This is a genomic window from Hymenobacter glaciei (genome assembly GCF_039539585.1).
GTDB lineage: Bacteria > Bacteroidota > Bacteroidia > Cytophagales > Hymenobacteraceae > Hymenobacter > Hymenobacter glaciei.
The window spans coordinates 368,314-381,222 of sequence record NZ_BAABDK010000016.1 but is presented as its reverse complement, the minus strand read 5'-3'; the positions used below and the strand labels follow the sequence as shown (position 1 = coordinate 381,222).

The window sequence follows — 12,909 nt, the reverse complement described above, 5'->3', positions numbered from 1 at the left end:
CCGGCAAGGCTGCTGTTGCAGGAATCGAATGCTGACCAGCGCCGCTAACAACCCCGTCTGTCGCTTGTAGAACAGCTTCATCATTCATAATTGGCCAGTAAGTAACAACGCTTACACTGCCGCACGCGTACCATATATTGCTTTCTCCCCCGGAAAATTGCAATGCTATGAATCAGCGGCTTGGCACTTCTGCGGTTCCGTTCAAGCGTAAAGCGCAAGGCGCAGCCTGCTATGCTGGTTGATGGCAGCGGGGCAACCGCCCCCTTTCTGCTCAATTCCATTTCGACTGCTAAGCAGCTGTGGGTCGGAGGCCTTGGGGTACTGGCGGGGCTGGGCCTACTGCTTTTTTACCTGGCGCATCGGCTGCGCGCCCGCCAGGCTCGAAACTTAGCTGCTCAGATTAGCATCCGCGCCGACATCGCGGCCAACCTGCACGACGAGCTGGGGTCGCAGTTGATGCGCATTCACTTACTGGCCGAATCCATGCTCCTGCAGCCCGGCGGCAACGCCATGCTGCCCGAGTTGCTGGGCTCCATTCAAGCGGCTTCTTCGGCGCTGCGCGACGTGGCCTGGGGCCTCGACGCCAACGCCGACAACGTGAACGCCCTACAGGACCGCATGCGCGAGCTGCTCGACCAGATGCGCCTGAACTGCCCGCTGGCTATCAGCTTCACTACCGAAGGCCTGGAGGGAACCGAAGCCATGCCGCCGCCCCTGCGACAGGAAGTGTATCTGGTGTTCAAAGAAGCCATTACCAACGCAATGCGGCACGCGCCGGGCGCCAGCAGCCTCGGGGTGCGCCTCTGCCGCGAGCAGGATTCTCTGTTGCTCGAGGTGCTCGACGATGGTGCGGCGGTAAAACCGGGCTGCCGCCACAGCATGGGCCTGCGCAACATGGCCAAGCGGGCACGGGAGCTGGGCGGCGAACTCGTGACCGGACCGCGAACCGACGGGGCCGGCTTTCGGGTGTGGCTCTGCGTGCCGCTGGTAGCGGAAGCTGCACCCTCTTGGCTTTCGCAGTGGGTTAGGGTGCCCCGGACGGGCAAGCGCGTGCTGGTGGCGGCCCCGGGGCGCAAGGTGCCGGGGCCAGACCAGGCAAAGCCCCGGGAGCGACGGGAACCCCCAAAACTCAGATAATGCCCCGCAAGTGCTGGCTGAGCAGTTGCGTGCGGCTATTGACCTGCATTTTACGGTACACGTGCTTGACGTGGGTGCGAATGGTGAGGGTGGACAAGTCGAGCCGCAGGGAAATTTCCTTGTCGCTCAGCCCGTCTACAATGCCCTGCAGCACCTGCCGCTCGCGCGGGGTGAGCAAGTCGGAGTGCGTGGTGGGCGTGGGCCGGAAGTGCGAAAGCACCTTGCGGCCCACGGCGCGGCTCATGGGGGCCCCGCCGCGGGCCACCTCCAGCACGGCTTCTTTAAGTTGGGCCAGGGGCGTGAGCTTGGCCATGTAGCCCGTGGCCCCGCAGCACAGGGCCTGGTAAATATGCTCCACGTCTTCGTAGGCCGTGAGCATGATGATTTCCATGGTGGGGTATTTCTCCTTTAGCAGCGGGAGCGCCTCGGTGCCGCTGATGCCGGGCAGGCCGATGTCGAGCAGCATCACCTGCGGGGCCATGGCGTCGGCCAACTGCTCGAGGGCATCTTCGATGGAATCGGCCACCAGCACTTCCCGGATTTCGGGCTGCATCTTAAAGTAGCTTTCCAGCAGTCGGCTCACCACGGTGTCATCCTCTACGATTGCCAGCGATAAAGACACCATAACTCAAGCGACTAAAAACGGCCTATAAACACGATGTCTGGACGTGCATCAGCTCCGTTGCAGCTGGGCGCGCACGCTCTTAGCAAGGTAGTTATTTTCCAGTATCTAAGCGTGGTCAAGCTTAATGCATCCGGAATCAACGTAGCAAAGGTAGCTGCCCCGGCCCCGGCCGAAGTTCCGGCTCAGCTACCCTAAATGCGGGTCATGAAGCGGAACAGGAAGAGGCAAACCGGGCCTGGAGCTACCCAGGGGCCTTTCTGCTACCACAACCGGGCAGGGCATGACCCGCAAATGCGGTAGGCCTTTCACTTGGGTCAGGGTTAAAGCCCCGTATACCTTTGCGTACTTTCGACGCTCGGCGATAGTTCTTCAGGCTGTTCGTACAAGAGCACCAGCCTGATGACCTGTTTTGTAGTTCAGCTTGTGGCATTCCCAGCCAACGTGGCCAGCGGCTTGGAAAGGTGAAAAAATATGCTACCCGGTAACAATATCATTTGACAGCTAATTAGTTACATGGTTATCAGCAGAAACAGTATGGGTATCCGCGCCGACCTCCGCCTGTTGCGCAACATCCTGGACCACGCGCCGGTCCTCATTTGCACCGTTGGCCCGGACGGGCAGCTGAAGCACGTGAGCGGGGCTTCTCGGTACCTGTTGGGCCCGGGACACAACCAACTGGTAGGTCAGGCGTTTGTCAACATCTTGCACGCCGAGGACCGCGCCGTGGCCCTGGCTGCCTGCGCGCAGGCGCTGGAGCAGGACAGCCCCGTTCTTTTCGAAAGCCGCTGCCTTAATGCCGACGGGGGCGAGGCCATCGTGGAATGGTCGGCCTTCCGGCCGCCGGCCGATGCGCTGTTGGTCTGCATTGGGCGCGACGTGACGGCGCAGCGCCAAGCTACCCGCCGCGCCCGTCAGCAAGAGGAATATTGCCGGGCCGTGACGGAGCACGGGTTCGACATGATGGCCCTGCTCGACGAGGAAGGCTGCTACCTCCACGTGGGCGGCTCCGTCACGTTGGCATTGGGCTACCAGCCCGAGGAACTGGTCGGCCGTTGCGCCTTCGATTTTATTCACCCAGACGACGTGGCCGCGGCGCATGCCAGCTGGACTGAGCAGGGCCACCGGTCCCTTTTCACCGTGTCTGATTTCCGCTTCCGCGCGGCCAGTGGGGAGTGGCGCTGGATGGAAACCTCCATTAACAACCAGCTGCTGAACCCCGACATCCGGGCGTACACCGCGGTTTCGCGCGACGTGACCGAGAAGAAAAACCGCGCCTTCGAGCTGGCGACCAGCGAACAGCGCTTTCGGCTGCTGTTCGAGAGCAACCAGAACCCGGCCGTTTTTCAGGATGCCGATGGGCGGGTGCTGAACGCGAACCCTTCTTTCCTGGCCTTTCTGAACATGACCAAAGAGCAGGTGATGCACCGGCCACTCACCGATTCTTGGCCGACAGACCTTGCCCCCAGTGGCGAAGAACGGTTTCGGCAAGCTCTGAATGGGCAGCAGCTAACCTACGAACCGTCGCTAATGCTCGACGGTGTGGAACGGACCTTCGCCGTGACCATGATTCCGTTGGTGGTGGAGGGCCGGATTGCCGGCGTGTACACCACGGCCAGGGATATTACGGAACTGGCTTCCGCGCAACGCCTCATCAAGCAGCAGGCCAACCAGCTTCAGAGCATTCTGGAGGGCATCAACGATGCCTTTATCTCGCTCGATAAGGAGTGGAAGATGACGTATATCAACAGCCGGGCCGAGCGGCTGATGAAGCTAAGCCGCGAGGCGGCCCTCGGCGTCAATATATGGACCTTTTTTCCCCAACTAGTGGGGGGCGTTTATTACCAGCAGTGTCAGCGCGCCATCGACACGGGAGCACCGGTGCAGTTTGAGGTGTATGCTGAGGATAGCCAGTCGTGGCTGGAGCTGAAAATATATCCTTTTGCCGATGGCGTATCGGTGCTTTTCACGGACATCACCAAGCGCGTGAAGGACGAGAAGCAACTGAGATTACTGGCCTTGGTGGCCCGGGGAACGGTCAACAGCGTCATCATTACCGACGCGCAAGGCCGCACCGAGTGGGTGAACGATGCCTTCACCCGCGACACCGGCTACACCCTGGCCGAGATGCTGGGCCAAAAGCCGGGGGCCGTGCTGCAAGGCCCCGAAACCGACCCGGCCGCCATCCGGCGCTTTCAGGAGCGGCTGCCGCTGCCCAAGCCGTTTTCAGTCACCATCCTCAACTACAAAAAGTCGGGGCAAAAACTGTGGTTCATGATGGACATCACCCCCATTTTCAACGATGCGGGCGAACTGATTCATGTCATCGCCATTCAGCAGAACATCAACTTCCGCAAAGAGATAGAGGCCAGCCAGGCCAAGATGACCCAGGATTTGTACCGTCACAACCGCGATTTGCAGCAGTTCACCTACGTGATTTCGCACAACCTGCGGGCTCCGCTGGCCAATGCCCTGGGCCTGGCCACGGTGCTCACGAAGGTGGATAAAAACACGGACGTCTTTGCGACGTCCCTCACCAACCTGCGCCAGAGCATGGTGCAGGCCGACAGCGTGCTCAGGGATTTGAACCAGATGCTCTCCATTCGCGACCAGAAGGACCTGCTGACGCAGGAGCCCCTGGCGCTGAAAGAGGTCGGCGAGCAAGCCATTGATAACATGCAAGAGGCCTTACTCCGGTGCGATGGACGGGTAACGCTCGACGTTGAAGAGGACCTCACGACGCGGGGCAACCGCGCCTATCTCTACAGCATTTTCTACAACCTGCTGTCCAATGCCATCAAGTACCGTTCCGAGGAACGCCCCTTGCGGGTGGACATCGAGTGCAGTACCGGTACCCACGGGGGGCCTGTCATCACCTTCACCGACAACGGCTCCGGCTTCGACATGTTCAAGGCAGGCTCCGATGTCTTTCAGCTCTACAAGCGCTTCCACACCAACCAGCGCGGTCGGGGCATTGGCCTGTTCCTGGTCAAGGCCCACGTTGAAGCCATGGGCGGCAAGATTGAGGTGACCAGCCAGGTAAATTTTGGCACCCGCTTCATCATTCACTTAGACAAGTCTTAACCCTGGTCGTATGCTCACCTACCTCATCGACGACGACCCCATTAGCCTGTTCGTGTCCGAGCAAACGCTGCGCCTGGAAGGCTTCATGGCTCCCATCGTTCCTTTTACCGGAGCCGTGGAAGCCCTGGCCTATTTGCTGCCCCGGCTCGTTGTAGAGCCGCCCGAATTTATCTTCCTCGACCTGAACATGCCCCTGATGGACGGGTGGTCGTTTGTGGAGGCGCTGGTCCCCCACGCTGCTGCCCTGAAAGGCCGGTGCCAGATTTACCTGCTTACCTCCTCGCTAGCCCTCGAAGATACCGAGAAGGCCCGGAGCCACGCGCTGGTGCAGGGCATCATTCACAAGCCGCTCGACGAAGACGAAATTCGGGCGGCAGTCCTAGAAAGAAACAGCATGGTCTCGGCGGCTGCGCATAAGCTATTGGTATTCAATAACCCGGGTATTGCATAGGCTTGCAGGCTGGGATAAGAAGATTCCGCAATGCGAGCAGACGTTTTGGATAGAAACGAGTAGGGTGCTAAATACCTGGGGCGATGGCCCTTATGTGGGGTGCAGCGGGGGCTATTGAATACCTTTTTAAGTGCGAACCGAGTGCATGGCCAAGGAGTGCTTGGCAAGGGCTGCGCAGGGCTTTGCCCCGCGCGTAACGCGCCGCTATGAGCACGGCTGCCGACACAAACAAGGCCAGGCAATGGCACGCGGTGCACTGCTACGTGGACAGCCCATTTTGGCCGTTGCCGTACTCAACGCAGAAATACTGGGTGCAAACCACAGCCTGGCCGTGAAACGCCAGGCATTGCTTCAGCGGCTGCCGTGCATTTTTTAACCAGCTCGCGGAAGCCAACCCAGGTGAAGCGCTGGCCAATGAACTCAGCGTTGGGGAAGCTGGCGTTGCCGGCCAGGGTGCCACTGGTCACGAAAATCGGGAAAAGTCAGTCTTCTGGGTCGCCCAAATGCCGCCCGTCAGGTTGTGGCCGATGAGCGGGCCGGCCAGGTTCATCTCGTCCATAATCTGTTCTTTAATTCCAGAATCTGTAGTGTGAGTCCCACCGGCACTGGGCTGCGTGTTCGCGGGCAGCCCCGGCAGCAAAAGAAATTTTTTGCTGCCGGGCATAACAGAACCAAACCGCTCCTGTCTGAAGTGGTTCACCTTGGCTGAGCCGATTTCGCGGATGCTGGGCGATTAGGGGCAGGGAATCTGGAGTATCTATTTATTTAATACGCTGCCAATCAATATTTTGAATTGATTGGCAAAGGCCGGCTGGTTGACCTGCTCGTGCGACGCGGCGCCTTGCACAGCCCCGCACATGTGCGGGCGGGCTTTGAGTTTGGTGGAAATGGCCCGTCGTGGTGCCAGCTTTAGCGTTGCCCCCAGCCCCAATCCATCGAAAACCTGACCGCCGCTGCGAAGGCTCTACTGTTGCCGTACGCTTCTGGCTTGCTCTTGGTAGTTCTCCAGTTTATTCAAACTGTTTTAACAAGCACCTATGATGAAAAAGTGTCTTTCCCTGCTGCTGTTGCTTTGCAGCGTCAGCTTCGCCAACTCCGCTTCGGCACAGAGCAAGCCGAAACCTAAACAGAGAAACGCCTTCAGTCACGCCACCGAATCGAGCGAGGGGAGAACCAATAAAGTCCGGTTCCGAAAAGGAAGCCGGCGCGGCGACTTCTTCGACCTGCACTTTAAAAACCTCGCGCAGTTCAAGACTGCCAAGTCCAACAGAAGCTATCGGTTCAGCAACGCTAGATAAGTAAAAAGCTGCTGCTGCGTACGAGGCAGCAGCTTTTTGCGCTAGAAAGGCAATGTCCAAGGCTGGAAAGTAGGAATTGGCGCGGGGCACACGGCCCTAAACGGCCCATGTGCTCTCAACCCCTGACCAGGTAGCATACCTGAGCGAACTGACCCGCCACGGCACGAGAGCCGTGAAAACGTGCCTGCGCGCCCAGACCATATTAGCCTTGCTAGCCCTGCGTGCAGGGCCTAAGCTGTGCTGCCGTGGTGGCGCACCAGTGGGCGTGCTACGCCACGGTTTGGCAGTGGATGTAGCAATTTAGCGTTCGCGGCTTGGCCATGCTAGCCTGCCCCGCAGCGGCCGGCCACTGCAAACCATGGGCTAAGAGCGGGCCGAACCCACCTTCCTGGCTTGTAGCAATGCCCCGCATGGCCCAGCCGGTGGTCGCTGTGCCTGCTGGTGGAAGGCCAGTGAACTCGGCTACTGCCGCCTGCTCTCGGCGGCTTCCGCCCACACCGTTCTCAAAAAAACGCGCTCCAGCCCCGGCTAAAGCGGCAGTGTTGCATTGGCCAATGGGCAGTACATGCTGTGCGATATTTAAACGGGTAAAACGGCTACCAAGGTGAAAGCCCTTAAGCAACTGAAGTACCGTTTGCCTAAACCTCGGTTAAACAGGAATGGGTACTTTACGACGTAACCTTGCCGCTATTTTCTAATCCATAAAGGGGTGAAGTAGCGTGGACTATCAACGTAATAGCCTTTTTTCGTGGTGTGGTAGGTCAGCGTTTTCAATCGAATCAAGAGCTTCGTATAGTCTTGAAATGAATGTGCATAGAGGAGTTCGCAATCCTTGAGGGAAAAGGCGAGCACCCTTTCTCGTTGCACTGCGACGGGAGAACAAGAGATGATGATACTCGACTGCAGCTCTTTGCACGTTACATCGTTGTCAATCAAAACCCACTTATCCCCGATGTACGCTTCGAGTTGGAATGCAACATAGCGCTGAGGAGCGCTGGTTGTGTAAAGTATCTCAACCTTGGCGAAGCTCGTTTTCCTCGGCGCCGCGGTTGGGGTTGGGGAGACGAGCAACCCAACTAAATGAAAAAATGATAGCAGGTTCATGCCGAATGTAAGACAGGCGTTAGTAGGCTCAAAGGTTCACCTGCTTTTTTGAAATCACCGAAACGCTCGTGACTGTTGCAGAACCCGATTTCGTAGAGGGAAGAAGCAAGGCAAGAAGCTGTTTCGCGACAAAGAGGTAGTCCGCTTTCGGCTCAGTGAGCAGGTGCCACGCCATAATCTGTACCGCCGGCTGGCCGAGCTCGTGGACTGGTCATTTCTCTATCAGGAAACGCAGGACCTTTACAACCTACCGGGCAGCCCTCGTTGGACCCGGTGGTGTTTTTCAAGCTCGTGCTCGTGGGCCGGCTAGAAAACCTCGTGAGTGACCGGCGCTTGGTCGAGTACTGTGCCCTGCGGCTGGACATCCTCTTGTTTCTGGGCTACGAGGTGGACAAAGAGCTGCCCTGGCACTCCACGGCGAGCCGCACCCGCCAGCTCTTCCCGGCCGCCGTGTTCGAGCGCCTCTTCGACCACGTCTTTGCCCAGTGCGTGGCCCGGGGCCTGGTCGCCGGCGACACGCAGGCCGTGGATTCGGCCCCCGTCAAGGCCAATGCGTCGCTCGACAGCGTGCGCGAAAAACAGCCGACAGGTGCCAGCGGGCCTTTTTTGGCCACGGGCCAGCCGGCGGTCCCGTCGCCAGCCGTCACCGCCGCGGCCCACCACTTACGCCGCGAAGCGGCCCGGCAAGCCAAGCGCCGGTCGGAGCCCGGGCCCCTGGGTGCGCAGCATGAGCAAGCCCGTTTGCTCAGCAACAAAACGCATTACAGCCCCACCGACCCCGACGCGCGCATTTCCATCAAACCCGGCAAGGCCCGCGCCCTCAACTACCTCTGCAGCCTGGCCGTCGACACGGCCCACGGGGTCATCCGCCACGTGCAGGCCGATTACACCGACAGCCGCGACAGCCTGCATTTGCCCCGCTTGCTCACCGGCTTGCAGCGGCGCTTGGGCACGAACGAGTTGCGCCTGCGCGACCTACTGGCCGACGCCGGCTACGCCAACGGCTCGAATTACGCCCTGCTCGAAGCTCAACAGGGCACGGCGTGGATACCCGTGTTTGGCCAGTACAAGCCCGAAATCGCGGGCTTCACCTACGACGCTTCGGCGGACACCTACGCCTGCGCAGCGGGCAAAGTCCTGCCCTTTCACCGCTTCAACGTCACCCCCGACGGCAGTTGGGTCAAGCTCTACTGGGCCACCTATCGCGACTGCCAGCAGTGCCCGCTCAAGCCGACGTGCGTGCCCGGAGCCAAGCGCAAACAACTCACCAAAACGATTTACGACGCCGCTTACCGCCGCGCCTGGCAGCGCCAGCAAAGCCGGCGCGGGCACCGCCACCGGCACCTGCGGCAAAGCACCGTCGAGGCCGTTTTCGGCAACCTGCTGCACCACTACGGCCTGCGTCGGATGAACGTGCGGGGGCAGGCTGGGGCACACAAAACCATGCTACTGACGGCCGTGGCCTACAACCTTAAAAAGCTGCTCAAGCACCGCCCCAACCGGCAAGCGAGCCTGGCGATGGTCCTGCCACGGCCCTTGTTAGCAGCTGATAGGCGCGCTAGGCGGCAAAATAGGCGCTCCCAAGTGCCAACCCCGGCACTCGGAGGCCGCTAACCAGAAAGTGAACCGCTTAAACCGAGTTCTGCAACAGCCACGAGCGTTTGTTAAACGTTCGCACACAGGCGACCATTAGCCATTTTGGCCGCGGTGCTTCCCTTATTGGGCTAGCCAGCGCCACCAGGCCTTTGTATTGCCTCCGCACCCGGTCTGTGGGCTTGGTTACAAGAACAAGTTTGGTATAAAGGTTAACCGATAGGCTAGAAATCGGCTTCCACTTGACCGTAAATAATGCTCTAGCATCCCTGCAATGAGCTTTTAAACAGTTGTCTGAGGCGTTCGCACTCGCCCTGAAGATTGCGCGACAGGGGGTGGCGCAAGGGTAAGAACAGAAATTTCCGTCAGGGCCGCCTGGGCGGATGGCGGCGCGAATGGCGCGTCGCAAAAACCGGGCGTTGGTCAACGAAAAAGGGGGGTTGGTCAATCGGAACGTAGCGCATGGGAGAACGGCGGCTTCTTTTGAGCCATCAAGTCACGAGGGGGCTTCCTAAAGACCACTCAACCACCAACGCCACCCCGATGAAAGCGCTGCTCACTTTTTTGCTGCTGTTGCTGACCGCCCACGCTCTGGTTGCCCAATCCCGTCCCCCTGCCGCCCTACCAGCTGCTGACCGGATTACGGTAACCGTTCACCCCGGCATTGAGCTGTTTACCATTGTGCAGCTGCTGGCGGGCAAGTATGGAATGCCCAACAAGTCGGTGTACGCCAAAGAAACCGAGGCTTATTTTGTGCCCTTCGCCAACCACCCCGCCGTGCGGCAGGCCCAGCGCCTGCAAAAGCTATACAGCGACACGCCCGAGCTAGGCTACTGCCTCGACAACTTCCCCGACGTGCGCATCCACTACCCGGCGCAATCGAACTGGTACACCCTGAACGACAAGGACACGATACAGACCTATATGCGGCTCTGCAAGCAGTTTGCCGAGGACAGCCATTTCTGGGCTTTTTACCAGCAGCACCAAGCCGATTACGCCGCCTGGGCGAAACCCCTGCAAGCCCGCCTCGCGAGTGAAGGCCTCGTGGACAAGCTCGATTCGTTTTATCGACTCCGCACCACAGCGGCCCGCTGGACCGTTTTCCTGGACCCGCTCAACAGCTGGGGGGCCCACGCCATTACGGCCAAAACCCTCAACCCGCGCTACGCCGACCGGGTCGTTTACAACGTGGGCTTTCTCAACCGCGAGTCGACCGACACCAGCGTACCGGCCTTCAACCTGGGCGCCGAATCGGTGATGATGGTCTGGCACGAGGGGAGCCATATTTACACGCAGGCGCTTCAGCAGCGGTATAAGGCCGATATTGCGAAGCTGGCGTACCTGTTCAACCAAGCCGACGCGGGCATGAAGCACAACAACATCAACGACTGGGCGCACTGTTTCGACGAGAACCTGGTGCGCGGCATCACCATTGCCTTGTTCCGGCGGCACCAGTCGCCGAAAGAGGCCCGCAAACAGGCCGCGCAGGAAATAGTCGGTGATTTCCAGTACGCCGGCGACATTGCCGACGTGATTTCGGCAAAGTATACAAGTCGGCGGACCGACCAGAATTTCGAGCAGTTCTTCCCCGAAATCCTGGCGTACCTAGCCCGGAAGTACCCAACCGCCAAATCGACGAACCTATGAGTGCTGCCCGGCCGCGCGTCTTTCCCGAATGGCCCGTCCACCTGCTCATCTGGGCGTTGCTGCTTGTCAAAGACGTGGCGACCACGTATGCCATACCCGCCTACCCGGTGCCCAAAACAGCGGTGGCCACCTACGGGCTGCTGGGGCTGGGCTACCTGCTCATCAGCGCGGCCGCGTTTTACTTGTCGGTGGGGCTGGTGGCCCGGCCGTTGCGGACGAGTGTATTGGGCTGGCGTCCTTTTGGCCGGGCGGCCCTGGGGTTGCTGCTGACCCTGCTTCTCATCACGGGGATGCGCTACGGGCTGGAATTCTACGTGTTCAAGCCCCTGCTCGGCTTCGACAACTACGTCCTGAACACCACCTTTACGGCGCGGTGGTTTGTCGAGAATAGCGTCCGGTTTTATTTCGATTACGTGCTGTATGGCCTGCTCTTCGGCGTTATCCGGCACAACTTGCTGGCCGAGCGGCGGCGGCGCGAAACCCAGCAAGCCAACACCACGGCCGAACTCACCTTTTTGCGCTCGCAGCTGAATCCGCACTTTCTGTTCAACACCATTAACGATATTTACGCGCTGGTGTACCAGAAGTCGGACGACGCGCCGGGGGCCTTGCTGAAACTATCCGAATTGCTGCGCTACATGCTGCACGAAGCCCACCACGACCGGGTGTTACTGACCCGCGAACTGGACTACCTGAACGGGTTAATCGAGCTACAACGCCTCGGCACGAAAGGCAAGCTGCACCTCGACTACCAGGTGCGGGGCCCGCTGAACGGGCAAACCATAGCGCCGATGCTGCTGGTATCCTTCGTGGAAAACGCGTTCAAGCACGGCGTGCTCAACAACCCCGCGCAGCCGGTGACGCTCCACCTGACGCTAACAGCGACGACCCTGGACTTATCCCTGCACAACGCCAAGAACAACCAGCAGAAAGACCAGCTGGGCGGCATCGGGCTGCCCAATGTGCGGCGCCGGCTGGCGCTGCTCTACCCGACGCGGCACACGCTGGCCGTGGCCGATACGCCCACCGATTTTCAGGTTACGCTTCACCTCGACTTATGATGGAACCCATTCAGTGCCTGATTGTGGACGACAAACCGTTGGCCATCGACATCCTGACCGACTACGTGGCGAAGGTGCCGTGCCTGCAGCTGGCGGGCAGCAGCGAAAACCCGGTGGAGGCCCTGAATTGGGTGGGGGAACGGCGCGTCGACCTGGTTTTTCTCGACATCCAAATGCCGCAGCTGACGGGGCTGCAGTTCATGCAGGCCCTGGACCGGCGCGCGCAGGTGATTCTGACCACGGCCTACGCCGATTACGCCCTGACTGGCTTCGAGCACGACGTCATCGATTACCTGCTCAAACCCATTTCGTTCGAACGGTTCTACCAGGCCGTCCAGAAGGCGCAGCGGCGGCTGCGCCCGGCCCCGCCAGAGGCACCGGCCGAAACGTCCCGCCCCTACCTGTTTGTCAAAACCGAACACCGGATGCAGCGGGTCGATTTGGCCGAGGTGCGCTACCTGGAGGGCTTGCAGAACTACGTCATCATTCACACGACGACGGAGAAAATCATCGCCCGGCAAACGCTTAACAGCCTGGAAGCAAGCCTGCCCGCGGCGGCGTTTGTGCGGGTGCACAAGTCGTTCATCGTGTCGCTGGCCCACGTCCACACCGTGGAGCGCAGCCGCATTTTTATCCAGGTAGAAGCCGGCGCTCCCCAAATCATTCCTGTCGGGGATGCGTACCGGACCGCCTTCTACGGGAGGCTGTAGCGTGGTTCTGCCCTCGATTTACCAGCATTTTTTTGCCCGTTTAGTAAGATTTGCCGGCCGGACAACCGGACGGCTCCAGGCAGTATTTGCCCCAACACGAGCGGATTGCGGCTGCTTATAAACCCCTTATTTCCAGTATGAAAACCCTGATTTTAATTGTTCTGTCCGCTCTGCTCTCCCTATCCGTCCGAGGTCAGAGTGC

Annotated in this window: 11 protein-coding genes; 7 read left to right on the top strand and 4 right to left on the bottom strand. The window is 59.7% G+C overall.

Going from position 1 to position 12,909, the window contains the following annotated elements:
- The first annotated feature begins 231 nt into the window (after positions 1-231).
- Positions 232-1,137 (top strand): sensor histidine kinase, encoded by a 906-nt coding sequence (locus tag ABD837_RS10555; protein ID WP_345053864.1) that lies wholly within the window; start codon positions 232-234, stop codon positions 1,135-1,137.
- Here the strand turns inward: ABD837_RS10555 and ABD837_RS10550 are convergent.
- Positions 1,130-1,762, bottom strand: a complete 633-nt coding sequence (locus tag ABD837_RS10550; RefSeq protein WP_345053861.1) for a response regulator — start codon at positions 1,760-1,762, stop codon at positions 1,130-1,132. The two genes, ABD837_RS10555 and ABD837_RS10550, sit on opposite strands and share 8 nt — an antisense overlap.
- Positions 1,763-2,296: 534 nt before the next feature.
- Between ABD837_RS10550 and ABD837_RS10545 the strand changes: the two genes are divergently transcribed.
- Together ABD837_RS10545 and ABD837_RS10540 are read left to right on the top strand one after the other, a co-directional pair.
- A complete protein-coding gene (locus ABD837_RS10545; protein WP_345053857.1) occupies positions 2,297-4,843 on the top strand; it encodes a PAS domain S-box protein in 2,547 nt (848 codons plus the stop codon).
- A 10-nt stretch (positions 4,844-4,853) separates the two neighbouring features.
- The gene (locus ABD837_RS10540) at positions 4,854-5,294 is read left to right on the top strand and encodes a response regulator (RefSeq protein ID WP_345053855.1); all 441 of its coding nucleotides are present in this window, start codon (positions 4,854-4,856) and stop codon (positions 5,292-5,294) included.
- Between the two features lie 463 nt (positions 5,295-5,757).
- Here the strand turns inward: ABD837_RS10540 and ABD837_RS10535 are convergent, their stop codons facing one another.
- The 3 genes from ABD837_RS10535 to ABD837_RS10525 form a co-directional block, all read right to left on the bottom strand.
- Positions 5,758-5,994: a hypothetical protein gene (locus tag ABD837_RS10535; RefSeq protein WP_345053852.1), complete on the bottom strand. Its 237-nt coding sequence runs from the start codon at positions 5,992-5,994 to the stop codon at positions 5,758-5,760.
- Positions 5,995-6,304: 310 nt separating this feature from the next.
- Positions 6,305-6,652, bottom strand: a complete 348-nt coding sequence (locus ABD837_RS10530) for a hypothetical protein (RefSeq protein WP_345053849.1) — start codon at positions 6,650-6,652, stop codon at positions 6,305-6,307.
- 627 nt (positions 6,653-7,279) lie between these two features.
- Positions 7,280-7,696, bottom strand: a complete 417-nt coding sequence (locus ABD837_RS10525; protein WP_345053847.1) for a hypothetical protein — start codon at positions 7,694-7,696, stop codon at positions 7,280-7,282.
- Positions 7,697-7,903: 207 nt separating this feature from the next.
- Here ABD837_RS10525 and ABD837_RS10520 point away from each other — a divergent pair, with 207 nt between their 5' ends.
- From ABD837_RS10520 to ABD837_RS10505, 4 genes are all read left to right on the top strand, one after another.
- Complete coding sequence (locus ABD837_RS10520; RefSeq protein WP_345054000.1) at positions 7,904-9,310, top strand: IS1182 family transposase; 1,407 nt, start codon at positions 7,904-7,906, stop codon at positions 9,308-9,310.
- Positions 9,311-9,832: 522 nt separating this feature from the next.
- Complete coding sequence (locus ABD837_RS10515) at positions 9,833-10,936, top strand: DUF4932 domain-containing protein (protein WP_345053845.1); 1,104 nt, start codon at positions 9,833-9,835, stop codon at positions 10,934-10,936.
- Entirely contained in the window at positions 10,933-11,997 is a 1,065-nt protein-coding gene (locus ABD837_RS10510; RefSeq protein ID WP_345053842.1) for a sensor histidine kinase, read from the top strand. Before ABD837_RS10515 ends, ABD837_RS10510 begins: the two co-directional genes overlap by 4 nt.
- Positions 11,994-12,707: a LytR/AlgR family response regulator transcription factor gene (locus ABD837_RS10505; protein WP_345053839.1), complete on the top strand. Its 714-nt coding sequence runs from the start codon at positions 11,994-11,996 to the stop codon at positions 12,705-12,707. The genes ABD837_RS10510 and ABD837_RS10505 overlap by 4 nt, the downstream gene beginning before the upstream one ends.
- The last annotated feature ends 202 nt before the right edge of the window (positions 12,708-12,909 follow it).